Consider the following 19,153-nt stretch of genomic DNA (forward strand, 5'->3'; position numbering starts at 1 on the left):
TCGAACCGTTTGAACGTTCAAAGTCGTGGTCTTGATGTTGCTGTACGTAACGCGAACGACGGTATCTCAATTGCACAAACAGCTGAAGGTGCAATGAATGAGACGACTAACATCCTGCAACGTATGCGTGATTTGTCTCTACAATCTTCAAACGGCTCAAACTCAAAATCTGAGCGTGTAGCGATTCAAGAAGAAGTAACAGCGCTGAACGACGAACTGAACCGTATCGCGGAAACGACGTCTTTTGGTGGCAACAAGTTGCTTAACGGTACTCACGGTACTAAATCATTCCAAATCGGTGCAGACAACGGTGAAGCGGTAATGCTTCAACTGAAAGACATGCGCTCTGATAACGCTCAGATGGGTGGTAAGAGCTACCAAACTGAGAACGCGAAAGATAAAGATTGGAACGTTCAAGCAGGCTCTAACGACCTAAAAATGTCGTTCACTGATAACTTCGGTCAAGCACAAGAAATCGACATCAGCGCAAAAGCGGGTGACGACATCGAAGAGCTAGCAACGTACATCAACGGTCAACAAGACTCTGTTAAAGCGTCTGTAACTGAAGACGGTAAGCTACAAATGTTTACTGGTAACAACAAGGTTGAAGGCGAAGTGGCATTCTCTGGCAGCCTGGCTGGCGAACTAGGCATACAACCTGGCAAAGACGTAACGGTTGATACTATCGACGTAACATCAGTTGGCGGCGCACAAGAGTCTGTAGCTATTATCGATGCGGCACTTAAGTATGTAGACAGCCACCGTGCTGAATTGGGTGCTTTCCAAAACCGTTTCGACCACGCTATCAGCAACTTAGACAACATTAACGAGAACGTTAACGCATCTAAGAGCCGTATTAAAGATACCGATTTCGCGAAAGAAACGACTCAGATGACTAAGTCTCAGATCCTTTCTCAAGCTTCAAGCTCGATTCTTGCTCAAGCGAAGCAAGCGCCGAACTCGGCACTTAGCCTACTAGGTTAATCGATTAAAAAGCCACGTTGACCAATAGTGTTGACGCAAGGCTTCCACAAATTAGCTCGTGGTGAGAGATGAGCGCTAAACAGACCCAGCTTCGGCTGGGTTTTTTATTGCCTGCAATTTGGAGAAGGGGGGAGTTTTGGTGTTGGTCGTTGATTGGAAAGCGAGATTCCCTATCACGCTCGCTACATCGAAGCAGTCTTTCGTCACCCCAGAATCGAGTAGAACGAGATATCAGGGATCTCTTCTGACTTTATATTCAACACTACGCTCATTAACTTAAATAATGGGGCAACTTTAGCGAATGTCGCCCTATTAATTGAAGCCCGATCACACTTTCCTTTGTTGTTGAAAAGAATATGAAAAAAAGCGCATTTTTTATTAAAGCTTCTAATTAAGGCGCCGTTAAAGGGATTGAGAGAAATGATATGTACCAATGTAAGGTGAGAGAGACACTGGTGCATAAACAAATTGACATGTATTTGTGTGAGGTGAGAGTCACATAAGTGCATTAAAAAATGCCTAAAGGAGATCAACTATGGCGATTAATGTAAACACTAATGTGTCTGCAATGACGGCTCAGCGCTACCTGAATAGCGCGGCTGAAGGTACTCAAAAATCAATGGAGCGTTTGTCTTCTGGCTATAAAATCAATAGCGCAAAAGATGATGCTGCAGGCCTACAAATCTCTAACCGCTTAACGTCGCAAAGCCGTGGCCTAGATATGGCTGTGAAAAACGCGAATGATGGTATCTCTATTGCACAGACAGCTGAAGGTGCAATGAATGAGTCAACCAACATTCTGCAACGTATGCGTGACCTTTCTCTTCAATCTTCAAATGGTTCAAACAGCAAATCTGAACGTGTTGCGATCCAAGAAGAAGTCTCTGCTCTGAACAAAGAACTTAACCGTATTGCTGAAACAACTTCTTTTGGTGGTAACAGGCTTCTTAACGGAACTTACGGTAGTCAATCTTTCCAAATCGGTGCAGATTCTGGTGAGGCGGTAATGCTTTCTATGGGGAACATGCGCACCGACACTCAAGACATGGGTGGTAAGAGCTACGGCGTTACAGAAGGCAAAGATGCTTCTTGGCGTGTAGGTGCGGGTGCTGATTTAACAATCAAATACAACGATAAGTTTGGTGAAGCGCAAGAGCTATCTATCTCTGCTAAAGAAGGCAACGATATCGAAGAGCTAGCAACTTACATCAATGGTCAAAGCCAAGACGTTAAAGCGTCTGTGGGTGAAGGCGGTAAACTGCAACTTTTCGCTTCAAGCCAAAAAGTTGAAGGTGATGTTGAGTTTGGCGGCAGCCTTGCGGGCGAACTAGGTATCGGTGCTGGTAAAGACGTTACCGTTAACGATATCGACGTAACTTCTGTTGCAGGTGCAAACGAAGCAGTATCTATCATTGATGGTGCTCTAAAATCTGTTGATAGCCAACGTGCTTCTCTAGGTGCTTTCCAAAACCGTTTTGACCATGCAATCAGCAACTTAGACAACATCAACGAAAACGTTAATGCGTCTAAGAGCCGTATCAAAGATACCGATTACGCGAAAGAAACAACGGCAATGACGAAGTCTCAAATCCTACAACAGGCGAGTACTTCTATCCTAGCTCAAGCAAAACAGTCACCATCAGCAGCTCTAAGCTTATTGGGCTAAACTTACCTCGGTAAGTAGCGGTAAACTCTACTCTGGGTAGAGTTTTACTGTTTGGCTCATAAAGGAGGGAGGGAGAGTGTTATGGAAATATCATCCAACGCATCGAACATCCAGCCTTATGGCTCACCTAATGGCATTAAAATTGCAAGCGATGAAGGTAGTAGTGCGTCGAGTATTTCGCGACTAAAAGAAGCAACATCTTATGACAAGGTAGATAAATCGAAAGAGGAAGCTACCGAAGCGGCGATTCAATTAGCTCAACATAGACAAGAGTTAAATGATGAAGAGCGAGTCAAAATGGTGGAGAAGGTAAACGAGTTTATCTCCTCTCTCAATAAAGGTGTGGCTTTTAAGGTCGATGAAGAATCTGGGAGAGATGTGGTTACCATTTATGAGACCACAACCGGTGATATTATTCGCCAGATCCCTGATGAAGAAATGCTTGAAATTCTAAGACGCCTAGCAGCCCAAAACTCGAATAGTCGAATATTTGAGGTGAAGGTTTAAGTCGTATTATTGAGGTGATTTAATGAGTTTTGGCCCAATGGGGATTTCGTCTGGCATGGATATCAATTCCATGGTCAGCAAAATTGTTGATTCGGAGCGTGTACCTAAACAGCAACGAATCGACAATGAACGAACGCGAATCGATACCAGCATTAGTGCCTATGGAAGACTCAGAGAATCCCTTGATTCGATGAAAAACCTGATGACAAACTTTCGTCAGGAAAAAGCTTTTGCTGTGCGAACAGTGGAAAGTACCGATGAAGCGCTTGTCTCTGCAACCGCGACTACCGAAGCGAACGCTGGCAAATATGCCATCGATGTGTTGCAGCTTGCCCAAAGCCATAAAGTGGCTTCTGATGTACTGTCAGAGGACATGAAATTTGGCCCAGGTAAGCTGCAGGTTTCGCTTGGTGATGACAGCTTTGACGTGCAAGTTGGCGACAGATCGAGACTTATCGAAGTTGTTCGTGGTATCAACGGTGCAGATAGCAACCCAGGCGTTCGTGCATCTATTATCAACGATGTCGAAGGTCCAAGACTTATTATTGCCTCGAACCAGTCTGGTTCAGATCAGCAGATCAGCATTAATGTTGAGTCAGATGCTGCCAATCCCTTAAAAAAACTCGAATACAAAACGCTTGAAGAACGTGTTAAAGCGCTAGAGAAAGCGCGCGTTGCTGCTCAAGATATTCTAGCTCTAACCCCTGCAGGAAAAGCCGTTGAACTCATCGATGAAGTGATCGCTAGCGATGACCCAAATGCGAATGAAACACTCGATAAAGATGGCAATGTCATCCCTGCATCCCAAACTGATTCTACCTCCGTTGCTGACGAAGACTCTCAAAGCCTTAGCTACGGAGAACAAGCCGCCGCCGACGGCCAAGCAGCTCTTGATGCAGCTAAAGCGGCAAAATCTGTCATGCCTGAAGACAATATTCCAGGTTGGACGGAAACAGCCTCCGGTACGCTTCTCGATTCTTACTACACACCAGAACTTGAGCTTGATGAAAAAGCGATAGAGAAAGCACCCGATGTTCCGGGGTGGTCAAATGCTGCCTCAGGTACGTTGACAGATTCCTACGTGACGCCAAAGGAAGCCCAACAAAAGCTTGAGGCGGAACAAGCGCGTATCGAAGAAAAGATCTCACAAGAAAAAGCAGAGCTCGCAGAGAAAGTTCAAAAAGGCGAATTGACCGCTGAACAAGCCAAAAAAATTGAGCGTGCCAAACTCGATCCGGAAGAACGTGAGCAATTAGAGAAGGTCGATAAAGCACAAGCTGACCTAGCTCAGGCTCAAGAGTCTTTCGATACCTACAGTGGTATGACGGAAGTTCAAGCCGGACAAGATTCAATGGTTGTCTTGGATGGTGTTGCTCAACTCTCTAGTAATAACAATGTGATTGAAGATGCCATTGAAGGTATTGATATTACGGTGAAAGGAAAAACGCCAAAAGATAAGCCGCCGGCAGAAATTGGTGTGGAGTACGACCGTAACAGTGTTCGCCAAGATATCGAATCCTTTGTGAGCTCTTATAACCAGTTCTATCAAGTGTCGAAAGACCTCGCGGGTGTTGATCCAACGACTGGTCAAAAAGGCCCGCTCTCTGGTGACAGTACAGTGCGTAACGCCGACTCCCGATTGAAAGGGGTGTTCTCATCAAGTATCGAAGGTGCGCCAGACAATCTAAAGTCTTTGACTGAATTCGGTATCACCACCACAAGACAAGGCTCGCTAGAAATCAACTACGATATGCTTGACCGTCAACTCAACAATAACTTTGATAAGTTGGGTGAGTTCTTTGGTGGCAACAACGGTTTCGCCAAAAAAGTGGAAGATGCGATTCAAGGTATCACAGGTATCACGGGTTCAATCCGTACTAGAGAAAAGAGCTTGGTCGAGCAAAACTACCGTTTGGTTGATGACCAAAGCGCGCTCGACCGCCGCATGGACAGCCTAGAGAGCCGTACCCACTCTAAGTTCACAGCCATGCAAGATGCGACCAGTAAGATGCAATCTCAGCTGGGCAGTATGATGAATGCGTTGGGCTAATAGATGAATAGCCAGCTACAAGAGCTTTGTGAACTCGATCAACTAATTATCTCTAAACTGGAATTTAGTGAAATTAATGCTGAAGAAATAACGCAGCTTGTCGATAACAGAGAACAGTTATTGCAAAACGTGCTTCAAATAATCGACTCACATCCCGACGTTAAGCAAAGTTCTGAATGGTTTGAAGCTATTACCAGAACCAGAAAATTAGTCGAATTGATGCAGTCTGAGACGAGTCGAGTAGGTAAGACCCTACACAAATATCGTCACGGTGCTAAATCAGTTCAACAATACAAAAAGTTTTTATAGAAGAGGTTTACTATGCGCGGTTCTTTACAGGCATATAAAAAGGTATCAGTGGATAGTCAGCTAACGGCTGCCTCACCGCATAAGATTGTACAAATGCTAATGGCCGGTGCTATCGAGCGTTTGATTCAAGGCAAAGCGGCAATGCAAGCAGGCAACATCCCTGTGAAAGGTGAGCGACTTGGTAAGGCTCTAGATATCATTATTAGCCTACGTAGTTGCCTATCTATGGACGATGGTGGCGATATTGCGAAAAACCTAGATCAACTTTATGAGTTCATGATCACGCAAATTTCTGCGGCAAATCACAAAAATGACCCACAGCCTATTGATGATGTTATCGATATTATTCGCGAAATTAAGAGCGCTTGGGACCAAATTCCGAACGAATATCACAACTTGACGTCCGCTGACGTAGGAATTTAAAGAAAAATTGCAGTTTTAACCAATCTCATATCCCTTAATTGGTTGGTTGCCTTATTTTTTTTATCAAATAAAATAGAAGCCATTAGATAGCCTAATGGCTTTTTTCGTTGCTGATTTCCTAAATTTGTCCACGTAGACCGTAATCGTTGATACTTTTCACTGGTTTATAGACTACGTTGCTCACCGTTTTTCCGCATCGCACCAAAATAAAGGCAATAATTCCTACTTATGCAAGGTTTGGCAAAACTGCTTGTCGTCGACGATAACGCTCAAGATCGTCACAATTTAAGCACAATATTAGAGTTTGTAGGAGAGAGCTGCGAAGTAATCAGCTCTGAACAAGCACGTAAAGTTGACTGGTCACTACAGTGGGCCGGCTGCATTGTTGGTACCATTAAAGGTAAAGGCTTCAACGCATTACTGAATGAGAAGCTTGTTCACGCCAATCACATCCCTTTACTGGTGATTGGCAAAAATAATCACCCGGTTGACGAATTGACTAACTATGTTGGTGAGCTCGAACTTCCTCTTAACTACCCGCAATTAAGTGATGCATTAAGACACTGTAAAGACTTCTTAGGCCGCAAAGGTGTTCAAGTTGTGTCTTCGGCACGCAAGAACACACTGTTTCGCAGCCTAGTAGGACAAAGTGCTGGCATTCAAGAAGTACGTCACTTAATTGAACAAGTCTCTTCTACGGAAGCGAACGTGCTGATTCTTGGTGAATCTGGCACAGGCAAAGAAGTTGTAGCGCGTAACATTCATTATCACTCTAAACGTCGTTCAGGGCCTTTTGTTCCTGTAAACTGTGGCGCGATTCCACCTGATTTGCTTGAAAGTGAACTATTTGGTCATGAGAAGGGCGCATTTACTGGGGCGATTACCGCACGTAAAGGCCGTTTTGAATTAGCTGAAGGTGGCACACTGTTTCTTGATGAAATTGGCGATATGCCGATGGCGATGCAAGTTAAGCTGCTACGAGTGCTGCAAGAGCGATGCTTTGAGCGCGTAGGTGGCAACAGCACCATACAAGCTGATGTCCGAGTGATTGCGGCAACACACCGCAACCTTGAAGATATGATCGACGATGATTCGTTCCGTGAAGATCTCTACTACCGCTTGAATGTATTCCCGATCGAAATGCCGGCGCTTCAAGATCGCAAAGAAGATATTCCACTGTTGCTTCAAGAGCTGATGACTCGAATGGAAGCGGAAGGCAGCATGCCTATCTGTTTCACGGCTCGTGCTATCAACTCTTTGATGGAGCATTACTGGCCGGGCAACGTTCGTGAACTGGCGAACCTGGTTGAGCGAATGGTTATCTTGTATCCAAATAGCTTGGTTGATGTGAATCATCTGCCAACTAAATATCGATACAGCGATATCCCTGAGTTCCAGCCAGAGTTTAATAGCTTTGGATCTGAAGAGGAGCAAGAGCGTGATGCACTTGCTGACTTATTCTCAGAAGATTTCAGCTTTGATCAGCAAGATGATATTGCCGACAACGCCAATGCTCCTCAAGAGTTACCGCCAGAAGGGGTTAACTTGAAAGAGCTACTCGCGGATATGGAAGTGAATATGATCAATCAAGCTTTGGAAGCGCAGGGCGGTATTGTTGCTCGTGCTGCTGACATGCTTGGAATGCGTAGAACAACTCTGGTTGAAAAAATGCGTAAATATAACTTGCAGCGCTAGTGCCCAGTTTTCGATGAAAACGAAAAACTAGTACACACTTTTTAGCTATTTGGTAACTCTAGCTAAGTGAACAGATAAACCATAGTCGAGTTGTTGCTTGCTTAACTATGTGATAAATATAGCAAATAGCCTGACTCGTGTTGTACGTCTCAGGCTGTTTTAGTATTTGAGGCAAATTTTTGACATGCACGTATCTAACGAACCAGAAAATCAATCACACCTAGATTCTGTTGAACAGCAGGTTGAGCGCTATAAGCAAGTACTCGACGTGATGCCAGCAGGGGTCATCTTGTTAGATACACACGGCGAAGTGAGAGAAGCGAACCCTGAAGCGCATCGTATTCTTGGTGTTGAGTTGGTTGGCGAGAAGTGGTTTTCAGTGATTCAAAGTGCCTTCGACCCAAAAGACGATGACGGTCATGAGATCTCATTGAAGAACGGGCGAAAAGTACGTTTGGCGATTTCAGCCTCTACCACGGGGCAGCTGATTTTGATTACCGATTTGACCGAGACCCGACTCTTGCAGTCTCGCGTGAGTGATCTTCAGCGTTTGTCTTCATTAGGCAGAATGGTGGCCTCGCTTGCCCATCAGGTGCGAACGCCGCTTTCAAGTGCGATGCTGTATGCATCAAACCTTGCCGCGCCAAACCTGCCGCCGGCAACAAAAACACGTTTTCAATCTAAGCTTATGGATAGATTGCATGACTTAGAGAAACAAGTGAACGACATGCTGTTGTTTGCCAAAGGTGGTGACAATAAAGTGGTTAAGCCATTTACTGTGGCTGAATTGATCACCGAATTTCACCCTATGGTGGAAACGGCATTGAAAACCAACCAGATTGATTATTGCCAGGAAGTTGAAGGCGAACAGACTCAAATGTTTGGCAACGCCAACGCTATCGCCTCTGCGTTAAGCAACTTAGTGTTGAACGCGGTTCAAATTGCGGGTAAGGAATCGCAGATCGATGTGTTTTTTAGGCCTGTAAATGGCGAGCTTAAGATATCAGTGCAAGACAGTGGCCCTGGCGTACCGAAAGAGCTTCAAGGTAAAATTATGGAACCCTTCTTTACCACTCGTTCGCAAGGTACAGGTCTAGGCTTAGCGGTTGTACAAATGGTATGTCGAGCACATGAAGGCCGACTGGAATTGATATCAGAAGAAGGCGACGGCGCATGCTTTACCATGTGTCTACCGCTTGAAAGAAGTGCTTCTTCTGAAGACTAATAAGTTTTAACTGAATTTACACTGGAGAATCCTATGGCTCAAAGCAAAGTGTTAATCGTCGAAGATGATGAAGGTCTACGCGAAGCCCTTGTCGACACTCTCGCGCTTGCTGGCTATGAATGGCTGGAAGCGGATTGTGCGGAAGATGCTCTGGTCAAATTAAAATCGAACTCCGTTGATATTGTCGTATCTGACGTGCAGATGGCGGGCATGGGTGGCTTGGCGCTATTGAGAAACATCAAGCAGCATTGGCCAAATTTGCCGGTATTGCTCATGACAGCGTACGCCAACATCGAAGATGCCGTTGCTGCAATGAAAGAGGGCGCTATCGACTACATGGCAAAGCCATTTGCGCCGGAAGTGTTGCTCAACATGGTCAGCCGTTATGCGCCTGTAAAGTCGGATGACAACGGCGACGCTATCGTTGCTGATGAAAAAAGTATCAAGCTAATGATGCTAGCTGATAAAGTTGCGAAAACCGATGCCAACGTCATGGTGTTGGGCCCGAGTGGTTCTGGTAAAGAGGTGATGTCTCGCTACATTCACAATGCTTCTAGCCGAAAAGATGGCCCGTTTGTCGCGATTAACTGCGCGGCGATCCCAGACAACATGTTAGAAGCGACCCTGTTTGGTTATGAAAAAGGCGCATTTACTGGCGCTATTCAAGCTTGCCCGGGGAAATTCGAGCAAGCGCAGGGCGGTACAATTCTGTTGGATGAGATCAGTGAAATGGATCTTAGCCTACAAGCCAAACTACTGCGTGTTTTGCAAGAGCGCGAAGTTGAGCGATTAGGTAGTCGTAAGAGCATCAAATTGGATGTTCGTGTATTAGCGACCAGTAACCGAGACCTTAAACAGTATGTTTCTGAAGGGAATTTCCGTGAGGATTTATACTACCGCCTGAATGTATTCCCAATTTCTTGGCCTCCATTGTGCGAGCGTAAAGGCGATATTGAGCCTTTAGCCAAGCACTTAGTTGAGCGCCACTGCACCAAACTTGGTATGCCTGTACCCGTTATGTCAGCACAAGCGATCAGCAAACTCGTCAATTATCCGTGGCCGGGCAATGTTCGCGAATTAGACAATGTGGTACAGCGTGCGCTAATATTGAGCGAACAAGAGAACATCTCTGGTGAGCATATCCTTCTTGAAGGTGTCGATTGGCAAGACGCAAGCAGCCTACAACAAATCGTCGAAGGCAGTGACGTAGCTGCGCCAGAAATTAAGCCTATTGCCGAAGCAAACCCAATCAATAAAATCGCGGCTAGCAGCGAAGGGTTAGGTAATGAGCTTAGAGATCAAGAGTATGCGATCATTCTTGAAACCCTGATTGCATGTAATGGCCGACGCAAAGATATGGCTGAAAAACTGGGCATTAGCCCTCGTACACTGCGTTACAAGTTGGCTAAAATGCGCGATGCTGGAATAGATATCCCAAACTGAGGATAGATTAGTAGTGTCAGCTTTCTGACTAGTGTAATACGATATCTAGCCAATTAAATGTGTGGCACGCTAATTGCTCTGTCAATAATATAGCTAAATAGATGGTCATAATTTTGACTCCTGAGGTAGTAGATGAGAATAGATGGTTTACAAGGCGAAATGCAGGCAATGATGGTCGAAGCTGCCAGCGCGCGTCCCGCAGCAACGGGGCAAGCGGTCGGTGCAGATTTTGGCAACATGCTGACTAATGCCATCAATAATGTGAACTCATTACAAAAGACCTCAGGTGATCTTCAAGCTCGTTTTGATAGTGGCGACCAAAGCGTATCCCTATCGGACGTGATGATTGCTCGTAATAAATCTAGTGTGGCTTTTGAGGCGACGATCCAAATTAGAAATAAATTGGTCGAATCGTACAAAGAGCTGATGAATATGCCGGTATAAGTTGGGTAGTTAAATAGTGGCAGATAATAGTCAAACAACAGATTTAACCGTAAGCGATAGCAACGACCATGCACTTATTGCAGGCTCTGAGCTAGACGGAGAAGGGCAAAATCCCGATCTAGGTGAACGCAGTTCATCGAAGTTCGATATGGCTGTCGGTGATCTTGATTTACTTCGTCAGGTCGTCTTAGTCCTTTCTATCTCTATCTGTGTAGCGCTGATTGTGATGCTGTTTTTCTGGGTAAAAGAGCCAGAAATGCGTCCATTAGGGGCTTACGAAACAGAAGAATTGATCCCCGTTCTTGATTACTTAGATCTGCAAAAGATCGATTACACGCTTGAAGGCAATACCATCTCAGTACCGGCGAGTGAGTACAACTCATTAAAGCTTAATATGGTACGAGCGGGTTTGAATCAAGAGCGAAACGCGGGTGATGACATCCTCATGCAAGACATGGGTTTTGGTGTATCACAACGTTTAGAACAAGAACGCCTTAAATTAAGCCGCGAAAGACAACTTGCCAAAGCCATTGAGCAGATGAAACAGGTGCGTAAAGCTCAGGTTTTATTGGCCCTGCCGAAGCAGAGTGTTTTTGTACGTCATAATCAAGAAGCCTCTGCTTCTGTATTCCTAACTCTAAAAACAGGTACTAACCTCAAGCAGCAAGAAGTTGATTCTGTTGTGGATATGGTGGCAAGTGCCGTTCCGGGAATGAAAACCTCACGTATTACGGTGACCGATCAGCATGGCCGATTGTTGAGCTCAGGCTCTCAAGACCCTATGTCAGCGGCGCGTCGTAAAGAACACGAGTTAGAGCGCAATCAAGAACAAGCGCTGCGTGAAAAAATTGACTCCATCCTGATTCCTATTCTTGGGTTTGGTAACTACACCGCTCAGGTTGATATCCAGCTCGATTTCAGTGCTGTGGAGCAAACCAGAAAACGTTTTGATCCGAATACACCGGCGACTCGAAGTGAATACACCTTAGAAGATTACAACAATGGAAATACGGTGGCGGGTATTCCGGGTGCGTTGAGTAACCAGCCTCCAGCGGATGCCTCAATTCCACAAGATGTGGCTCAGATGAAAGACGGCGCGATGACAGGTCAAGGCTCTGTTCACAAAGAAGCGACTCGAAACTTTGAGCTAGACACCACCATCAGTCATGAACGTAAACAGAGCGGCACGGTTAATCGTCAGACGGTTTCTGTTGCGATCAAAGACCGCCAATCCTTGAACCCAGATACGGGTGAAGTGGTTCATACGCCAATCCCGGCGAGCGAAATCAATGCGATTCGCCAAGTACTGATTGGTACGGTGGGCTTTGATGAAACTCGTGGTGATTTGCTCAACGTATTAAGCATGCAGTTTGCACCTCAAGTAACAGATGTTGTTGCTGATGTGCCAATCTGGGAGCATCCAAACTTCAATGATTGGGTTCGTTGGTTTGCAAGTGCCTTGGTTATCATTGTGGTGGTGTTGGTACTTGTTCGCCCTGCAATGAAGAAACTGCTTAACCCAACAGCAGACAACGATGAACAGATGTACGGACCTGATGGCATGCCAATTGGTGCCGACGGCGAAACCAGCTTAATTGGTGGTGATATTGAAGGTGGTGAGCTGTTTGAATTTGGTTCAAGTATCGACTTACCAAACCTTCATAAAGACGAGGACGTGCTGAAAGCAGTACGTGCACTTGTAGCGAATGAACCAGAGCTAGCAGCTCAAGTAGTTAAGAATTGGATGGTAGATGGCTAACGAAATAGTTCCACAACAAACTGAAGGCGGTGAAGTGCTTGATGTCTCTAGCGTGGATATCGGCTCTATCTCAGGCGATGAGCGCGCTGCGATCTTGTTGCTCAGTTTAAATGAAGAAGATGCTGCTGGTATTATTCGTCACCTAGAGCCAAAGCAGGTTCAGCGTGTGGGTAGTGCGATGGCGCGAGCTACAGACCTATCCCAAGAGAAAGTAGGCGCTGTGCACCGTGCTTTCTTAGATGATATTCAGAAGTACACCAACATTGGTATGGGCAGCGAAGACTTCATGCGTAATGCGTTAGTTGCTGCTCTGGGTGAAGACAAGGCGAATAACCTTGTTGACCAAATCCTTCTCGGCACAGGTTCGAAAGGTTTGGATTCGCTTAAGTGGATGGATCCTCGTCAGGTGGCGAGCATTATCATCAACGAGCACCCTCAAATTCAAACTATTGTGTTGTCGTACCTCGATGCCGATCAATCGGCTGAGATCCTGTCTCAGTTCCCAGAGCGAGTTCGTCTGGATCTGATGATGCGTATTGCCAACCTTGAAGAAGTTCAACCTTCGGCGCTTGCTGAACTGAATGAAATCATGGAGAAACAGTTCGCGGGTCAAGCGGGTGCTCAAGCAGCCAAAATTGGTGGCCTGAAAGCCGCGGCTGAGATCATGAACTACATGGATAACAACGTGGAAGGCGTCTTGATGGATCAAATCCGTGACCAAGACGAAGACATGGCAACACAGATTCAAGATCTGATGTTTGTCTTTGAAAACCTTATTGAAGTTGATGACCAAGGTGTTCAACGACTACTACGTGATGTTCCACAAGATATTCTACAGAAAGCACTTAAAGGTGCAGATGAAGGTCTACGTGAGAAGATCTTCAAGAACATGTCTAAACGTGCTGCCGATATGATGAGAGACGATATTGAGGCGATGCCGCCAGTCAAAGTCTCTGATGTTGAAGCGGCTCAGAAAGAGATTTTGGGTATCGCGAGGAAGATGGCAGACAGTGGCGAAATTATGCTGTCTGGTGGCGCCGACGAGTTCCTTTAATACAGAAATCTCAAAAGCCCCACACTGTTGGGGCTTTTCTTTATCCAATCTCGAACCACAGATTAACTCAGTTTAACTGCTTGAATTCACAATACAGTTAAGCCACTCATAGATAGGTACTGATATGTCAGGTGATAGAAAACGCGGCTTCCTTCGCCCTGAAGAAGATAATACGGTTGCCCAACCTCAGAAATGGGGGCTGCCTGACTACACCTCTGACGTGAGCAAACAAGCCAAAGAAACCGCTTTTAACTACGACCCTAGTTGGATGCCAACGGTTGAAGAAGCCATTGAAGATGAAGAGCTGGTTCTGACTGAAGAGCAAATCGAGCTGATTAAACAAGGCGCTTATCAGGAAGGGCTGCATCAAGGCCAAGAGGCGGGCTTTAAGCAAGGCTATGAAAAAGGCAAAGAAGAAGGTTTTGCTGCCGGTCACGAAGAAGGCAACGAAGCCGGCAAGCTTGAAGGCGTAACCGCGGGTCAAGAGTACATTCAACAGCAGGTGGCCGTCTTCATGGGGCTGGCAAACCAGTTCGCTCAACCATTAGAGTTGATGAACGCTCAGGTGGAGAAGCAATTGGTCGACATGGTGCTTACCATGGTCAAAGAAGTGGTTCATGTTGAAGTGCAAACCAACCCACAAATCATATTAGATACCGTTAAAGAATCGGTAGAGTCGTTGCCGATTTCTGGTCATGCCATCACATTGAAACTCAATCCGGAAGATGTGGCGATCATTCGCTCTGCGTATGGCGAGACTGAATTGGACTGCCGTAATTGGACGCTGGTCGCAGAGCCAGCACTCAACCGTGGTGATGTACAAATTGAAGCGGGTGAGTCGAGCGTTAACTACCGCATGGAAGATCGTGTAAAGAACGTTATTCAAAATTTCTGCGGCGCAAATCGTCACCAAGGTCATGAGTAATGCTTGAGTTAGCGAATCGTCTCAGTCAGTACAAAGTCGAGGGGCTAAAATCGCGACCAATTGCCTCTGGTAAATTAGTACGCGTTGTTGGCTTAACGCTTGAAGCGACCGGCTGTAAAGCGCCAATCGGCAGTTTGTGTTTAGTCGAAACCATGTCTGGTCAGATGGAAGCCGAAGTCGTCGGTTTCTCTGGCGATAACCTATTTTTGATGCCGAGTGAGCAAATCACCGGGATCTTACCTGGCGCTCGCGTCACGCCAATGACTACCGAAAGTGGTATCCCTGTTGGAATGGAACTGCTCGGTCGAGTGATCGACGGCGTAGGTAATCCACTCGACGGTTTAGGTCCAATCTATACAGAGCAACGCGCTTCATTTAATGCGGAGCCAATCAACCCGTTAGCTCGTAAACCGATTTCTGAACCACTCGATGTCGGCTTGAAAGCCATTAATGGTTTGCTAACCGTGGGTAAAGGGCAACGTATCGGTCTGTTTGCTGGCTCTGGTGTCGGTAAATCCGTAACTCTGGGCATGATGACTCGAGGCACAACTGCGCAAGTAGTGGTCGTAGGCCTAATCGGTGAGCGTGGACGAGAAGTTAAAGAATTTATTGAAGAGATTCTTGGTGAAGATGGCCGTAAGCGTTCGGTTGTTGTTGCCGCTCCTGCCGACTCATCACCATTGATGCGCTTAAAAGGCTGTCAAACCGCGTTGGCTGTCGCCGAGTACTTCCGCGACCAAGGCTTAGATGTTCTGCTACTCATGGATTCATTGACCCGTTTTGCTCAAGCTCAGCGTGAAATTGCTCTGTCTGTGGGTGAGCCGCCAGCAACCAAGGGCTATCCGCCATCAGTCTTCGCTAAGCTTCCTGCGCTGGTGGAACGAGCAGGTAACGGCAATGATGAACAAGGTTCTATCACGGCTTTCTTTACCGTGTTAACCGAAGGCGATGACTTACAAGATCCGATTGCGGATGCGTCGCGAGCAATTCTCGATGGTCACGTTGTGTTATCTCGTGAGATGGCCGATGCCGGTCACTACCCAGCGATTGACGTTGAGAAATCCGTCAGTCGTGTTATGCCGCAAATCACCACTGAAGAACATGTCTTGATGTCGAAAGCGGTAAGGCAAGTGCTGTCTATCTGCCGTAAAAACCAAGATTTGGTGTCGATTGGTGCTTACAAGCCAGGAACGGATCCAGCAATCGATAGTGCCTTCACGTTGAAACCAAAACTGGATGAGTACTTGCAGCAGAAGATGAAGGAGACCGTCCCATACGACATGTGCGTCAACATGTTGAAACATGTATTGGGTGGCTAACGGGTGAATAAGGTTAGTCATGGATAACGCATTAGAATTTTTGCTCGATCAAGCCAAAGATCAAGAGAACCAAGCGGTACTTGCGCTCAACAAAGCGAACTCTGAGCTGCAAGGCTACTATGAGCAGGTTGCGCAGATTGAAAAGTATCGACTGGATTACTGTCAGCAGCTCGTTGACCGCGGCAAGGCAGGCTTAACGGCGAGCCAATATGGTCACTTGAACCGTTTCTTAACTCAGTTGGATGAAACATTATCCAAACAGAGAGAAGCCGAGCACCACTTTAAAAATCAAGTCGACAACTGCCAAAGCTACTGGATGGAGTTACGCAAAAAACGTAAATCCTACGAGTGGTTGATGGAGAAAAAGCAGAAAGAGAAAGCAAAGCTGCAAGATCGAAGAGAACAAAAGCAAATGGATGAGTTTTCGACTCTGTTATACAGCCGAAAGAAGATGTGATCCTAAGCCACGAATGACGTCAGTGCTGTTCTCTATATTGTGAAAACCGAACTTATAGGCATGTTTCTTGCTCCGTTTTATATATAATTGCGCGTTATGCCCACCAAAGGTATGAAAAGCATCCGACTTTCTTTTTGTTGCCTGATTCATGGCAGCAAAGCTAGTAGATAGAGCTTGTATATATGAATGTTAGTCTTTCCTCAAATTCAGCGACCAACAAAATGTCATCGTTGTTGGACACCGGTTCTGCCTCTTCCAAGGTAGAAGAAACCGGCGACTCTAAAGGTTTCTTTGAGTCCTTTAAAGAAGCGCTCGGCTTTGAAGAAAGTGACAGTAAAGTCGCAGTAAAAGACACAGAAAGCACTGCGAAACCTGATACTAAACAGACATCTACCGAAGGTGAAGCGTCAGCCGAAGCGAACAAAGGTGATTCCGCTGAATCAAAGGCTACTGACGAAGTGAGCGAAGCGCAAAGCAAGCAAGCAGCTTCAGAAGTAGAAGGCGAGAAAGCTGCTGATAAAACATCAGCAGAGGCTGCGTCTGGATCTGAGGCTCAGCTCAAAGCCAATTCGGGCACTGTTAGCACTGTCGCTGATAAGACTGTTGCAGATAAGGCAGATGGTAAAGATGCGCAGGATACGACTAACGAATCTAAAGAACATATTGCTCAATCCCAAACTCAGGGTCCATCAGCGGTAGATGGTGCTACGCAGGCATCGCAAGCCAATGCAGCGATGAGCGAAGGCAATAAATTGCTTGGTCAATTGGATGAGGCAAACAAAACCCTAAATCAAGCGCCAAACGGCAAAGGCTTGCCTCAGCAAGGTCAGGTAGAACAAGCCCAAGGTAATATCACCGGTGCTTCTGTTGCAGGAGTTTCCGTTACGGATAAGGCGACACAACAAGCTAAGGCTGCAAATCAGGAGAAGAGCCTTGAAGTCGATTCTGAAATCGCTGTACTTACCGGAGGTAAGGGTGTTTCTCAGCTAACTGATACTGAAATTCGACAGTTGATGGATAAAGGCGTCACTCCAGAACAAATTGAAGCCAGTATGAGCCGAGAGCTGAGCCAAAAGAATGCAGCTAGTGCGGTTGCTGCCGAGCAGAGCCAAGCATTGTCAGCCGTGGATATTGAACTGGCAAAGCAAGTAGATGCCCATACCAAAGCGCTAAACCAATTGAATGGACAAATCGAATCAGAGCAGTCTGTTGTCGATAGCTTGCTTGATAAGCAACAAAGTGGCGCTAAGTTGACGGTTGATGAGCAAGCCGCTTTGGCTAAAGCGACCTCTAACCTAGACCTGTTGAATCAACAGCTCGCTAACGTTCAACAACAAGTAACAGCTTTGCTAAGTCAAGCTCCGGCTGCGAACAGTGCGTCTGGTGAACCCACTGCTATCGATTGGGATAATACGGATTCAAGCGAAACTAAAGCCTTAGCTGCGGCAGCATCAACAGCAGCTGTAGCGACGGCTACACAACAAGTGTCAGCGCAGGCCGCTTCTCAATCAGCAAACAATGCTCTTACGGACAAGGCGGCAATGCTGCACGCCAATAATGCACATGCAGCCCAACAGGCCGCAGCTCAACAAGCTAATGTGGCTTCACCTCAGCAGCAAGCAACGTTGGATCCAGCTTTAACCGCGCAAGGAATGGCGATGAATGCAACGCCAGCTGCCACAAAAGCAGGCTCGACTGATACGCTTCTTAAAGCGGGCGCCGGTGCAGCAGCACTGTCTGGTTTGGGTAAAGCGGGTGCTAAAGAAGATTCTAAAGATTCGACCTTTGCTCAGCAGATCGCTTCTGCGGCTGGTGCACAAGGTACGGCAACGGTGGGTTCAGCACCTACGCGAGCTGAAATTCAAGCTGCTCAACAAGCGCCCTTACAGATCACCAAAGAGCTAGCCAATGAGCAAGTGGCTGAAAAAGTACAAATGATGATGTCTAAGAACCTTAAGAACTTGGACATTCGTCTCGACCCACCAGAATTGGGCCAAATGAAAATCCGCATGACCATGAATAATGACGTGGCAAACGTGCACTTTACGGTGAGTAATCAGCAAGCGAGAGATGTGATTGAACAAACCTTACCTCGCTTGAGAGAGATGCTTGCTCAGCAAGGTCTGCAGCTTGCCGATTCGTCTGTTCAACAACAGAACTCCGGTCAGGGACAAGATAGATACAACAATGGTGAGCAACGATCCGGCGCTAACCGCACAAATGATACGCAAGGTGATGAAAACCTTGATAGTGACAGCAATCTTGAATTGAATGTCGCATCAAAGCGTGATGGAATTAGTTATTATGCCTAATATCAGGCTAAGAACGCTTGGTTAATAGAAAAAACCAGTTAATAAAAAGAACCATCAGTTAATCGCAAGAACAGGAAGTTAGAGTAAGATATGGCCGAAGAACAAGATGCACCTAAAGGGAAGAGCAAGCTCCTTATAATTATTATTGCCGTAGTTGTGTTACTGCTTGGTATAGGTGGTGCGCTGTACTTTTTCTTAGGTTCTGACGATAGCGCCTCTGAATCTCAGTCTCAGCCAGCAACGGCTGTGGTCGCTGCAGAGCCGGTTATGTATGTTAATATTCCTCAGCCCTTCTTGTTTAATGTGACAGGTGACAAAAAAGATCGCCTAGTTCAGATAAAAGCACAGCTCATGGTACGTGGCAGTAAGAATGAAGACCTGGCTCGTTACCACTCTCCACTTGTAGAAAGTACGCTACTGGCCACGTTCGCTTCGGCAACGGTTGATCAATTGCGCTCACCAACAGGCCGCGTGGAACTGCGTAATAAGGCAACAGAAGATATTAAAGCAAGCCTGGCTCAAGCTGTTGGCCAGCCTGTGATTGAAAAAGTGTTATTCACTGACTTCGTAATTCAATAGGT

At 46.2% G+C, this 19,153-nt stretch carries 17 protein-coding genes; all 17 read left to right on the top strand.

The annotated features are described in order from the left end of the window. Positions 1–984: flagellin (locus tag AB6D58_RS20505; protein WP_372158296.1), on the top strand; the 984-nt coding region annotated here is incomplete at its 5' end. A gap of 535 nt (positions 985–1,519) precedes the next feature. Next, a complete protein-coding gene (locus AB6D58_RS20510) occupies positions 1,520–2,650 on the top strand; it encodes a flagellin (protein WP_102321179.1) in 1,131 nt (376 codons plus the stop codon). Positions 2,651–2,731: 81 nt separating this feature from the next. Then, positions 2,732–3,157, top strand: coding sequence for a flagellar protein FlaG (gene flaG, locus AB6D58_RS20515; protein WP_102321178.1), 426 nt, complete (start codon positions 2,732–2,734; stop codon positions 3,155–3,157). 22 nt (positions 3,158–3,179) lie between these two features. Next, a complete protein-coding gene (fliD, locus tag AB6D58_RS20520; protein ID WP_372158298.1) occupies positions 3,180–5,207 on the top strand; it encodes a flagellar filament capping protein FliD in 2,028 nt (675 codons plus the stop codon). A 3-nt stretch (positions 5,208–5,210) separates the two neighbouring features. Next, positions 5,211–5,516, top strand: a complete 306-nt coding sequence (locus AB6D58_RS20525; RefSeq protein WP_017060688.1) for a flagellar protein FliT — start codon at positions 5,211–5,213, stop codon at positions 5,514–5,516. 12 nt (positions 5,517–5,528) lie between these two features. After that, on the top strand, positions 5,529–5,939 hold the full coding sequence (gene fliS / locus AB6D58_RS20530) for a flagellar export chaperone FliS (protein WP_004736194.1): 411 nt from the start codon (positions 5,529–5,531) through the stop codon (positions 5,937–5,939). Between the two features lie 228 nt (positions 5,940–6,167). Next, positions 6,168–7,634 (top strand): sigma-54 dependent transcriptional regulator, encoded by a 1,467-nt coding sequence (locus AB6D58_RS20535; protein WP_136982075.1) that lies wholly within the window; start codon positions 6,168–6,170, stop codon positions 7,632–7,634. Positions 7,635–7,818: 184 nt separating this feature from the next. Continuing rightward, the gene (locus AB6D58_RS20540; protein ID WP_137001514.1) at positions 7,819–8,859 is read left to right on the top strand and encodes a PAS domain-containing sensor histidine kinase; all 1,041 of its coding nucleotides are present in this window, start codon (positions 7,819–7,821) and stop codon (positions 8,857–8,859) included. 33 nt (positions 8,860–8,892) lie between these two features. Further along, positions 8,893–10,302, top strand: a complete 1,410-nt coding sequence (locus tag AB6D58_RS20545) for a sigma-54 dependent transcriptional regulator (RefSeq protein WP_017060685.1) — start codon at positions 8,893–8,895, stop codon at positions 10,300–10,302. 132 nt (positions 10,303–10,434) lie between these two features. Further along, positions 10,435–10,746 carry a flagellar hook-basal body complex protein FliE gene (gene fliE, locus AB6D58_RS20550; protein ID WP_017060684.1) on the top strand — a complete coding sequence of 104 codons (312 nt, stop codon included), beginning with the start codon at positions 10,435–10,437 and terminating at the stop codon, positions 10,744–10,746. Between the two features lie 16 nt (positions 10,747–10,762). Continuing rightward, on the top strand, positions 10,763–12,505 hold the full coding sequence (fliF, locus tag AB6D58_RS20555; RefSeq protein ID WP_372158300.1) for a flagellar basal-body MS-ring/collar protein FliF: 1,743 nt from the start codon (positions 10,763–10,765) through the stop codon (positions 12,503–12,505). Further along, the gene (gene fliG / locus AB6D58_RS20560; RefSeq protein WP_017060682.1) at positions 12,498–13,559 is read left to right on the top strand and encodes a flagellar motor switch protein FliG; all 1,062 of its coding nucleotides are present in this window, start codon (positions 12,498–12,500) and stop codon (positions 13,557–13,559) included. The genes fliF and fliG overlap by 8 nt, the downstream gene beginning before the upstream one ends. Before the next feature lie 124 nt (positions 13,560–13,683). After that, positions 13,684–14,484, top strand: a complete 801-nt coding sequence (fliH, locus tag AB6D58_RS20565; RefSeq protein ID WP_017060681.1) for a flagellar assembly protein FliH — start codon at positions 13,684–13,686, stop codon at positions 14,482–14,484. Next, complete coding sequence (fliI, locus tag AB6D58_RS20570) at positions 14,484–15,803, top strand: flagellar protein export ATPase FliI (protein WP_017060680.1); 1,320 nt, start codon at positions 14,484–14,486, stop codon at positions 15,801–15,803. Before fliH ends, fliI begins: the two co-directional genes overlap by 1 nt. Before the next feature lie 19 nt (positions 15,804–15,822). Further along, positions 15,823–16,260, top strand: a complete 438-nt coding sequence (fliJ, locus tag AB6D58_RS20575) for a flagellar export protein FliJ (protein ID WP_017060679.1) — start codon at positions 15,823–15,825, stop codon at positions 16,258–16,260. 182 nt (positions 16,261–16,442) lie between these two features. Next, a complete protein-coding gene (locus AB6D58_RS20580; protein WP_372158302.1) occupies positions 16,443–18,572 on the top strand; it encodes a flagellar hook-length control protein FliK in 2,130 nt (709 codons plus the stop codon). A 90-nt stretch (positions 18,573–18,662) separates the two neighbouring features. Then, positions 18,663–19,151: a flagellar basal body-associated protein FliL gene (gene fliL, locus AB6D58_RS20585; protein WP_017060677.1), complete on the top strand. Its 489-nt coding sequence runs from the start codon at positions 18,663–18,665 to the stop codon at positions 19,149–19,151. Positions 19,152–19,153 lie beyond the last annotated feature (2 nt).

Origin of the sequence: Vibrio sp. 10N.239.312.D08 (assembly GCF_041466145.1) — a bacterium.
Classification (GTDB): Bacteria; Pseudomonadota; Gammaproteobacteria; order Enterobacterales; family Vibrionaceae; genus Vibrio; species Vibrio crassostreae_C.

Bases quoted from the DNA above. Each gene is read 5' to 3' on its own strand.
- AB6D58_RS20510 (WP_102321179.1), top strand. From the start codon at position 1,520: ATGGCGATTAATGTAAACACTAATGTGTCTGCAATGACGGCTCAGCGC.
- flaG (WP_102321178.1), top strand. From the start codon at position 2,732: ATGGAAATATCATCCAACGCATCGAACATCCAGCCTTATGGCTCACCT.
- fliD (WP_372158298.1), top strand. From the start codon at position 3,180: ATGAGTTTTGGCCCAATGGGGATTTCGTCTGGCATGGATATCAATTCC.
- AB6D58_RS20525 (WP_017060688.1), top strand. From the start codon at position 5,211: ATGAATAGCCAGCTACAAGAGCTTTGTGAACTCGATCAACTAATTATC.
- fliS (WP_004736194.1), top strand. From the start codon at position 5,529: ATGCGCGGTTCTTTACAGGCATATAAAAAGGTATCAGTGGATAGTCAG.
- AB6D58_RS20535 (WP_136982075.1), top strand. From the start codon at position 6,168: ATGCAAGGTTTGGCAAAACTGCTTGTCGTCGACGATAACGCTCAAGAT.
- AB6D58_RS20540 (WP_137001514.1), top strand. From the start codon at position 7,819: ATGCACGTATCTAACGAACCAGAAAATCAATCACACCTAGATTCTGTT.
- AB6D58_RS20545 (WP_017060685.1), top strand. From the start codon at position 8,893: ATGGCTCAAAGCAAAGTGTTAATCGTCGAAGATGATGAAGGTCTACGC.
- fliE (WP_017060684.1), top strand. From the start codon at position 10,435: ATGAGAATAGATGGTTTACAAGGCGAAATGCAGGCAATGATGGTCGAA.
- fliG (WP_017060682.1), top strand. From the start codon at position 12,498: ATGGCTAACGAAATAGTTCCACAACAAACTGAAGGCGGTGAAGTGCTT.
- fliH (WP_017060681.1), top strand. From the start codon at position 13,684: ATGTCAGGTGATAGAAAACGCGGCTTCCTTCGCCCTGAAGAAGATAAT.
- fliI (WP_017060680.1), top strand. From the start codon at position 14,484: ATGCTTGAGTTAGCGAATCGTCTCAGTCAGTACAAAGTCGAGGGGCTA.
- fliJ (WP_017060679.1), top strand. From the start codon at position 15,823: ATGGATAACGCATTAGAATTTTTGCTCGATCAAGCCAAAGATCAAGAG.
- AB6D58_RS20580 (WP_372158302.1), top strand. From the start codon at position 16,443: ATGAATGTTAGTCTTTCCTCAAATTCAGCGACCAACAAAATGTCATCG.
- fliL (WP_017060677.1), top strand. From the start codon at position 18,663: ATGGCCGAAGAACAAGATGCACCTAAAGGGAAGAGCAAGCTCCTTATA.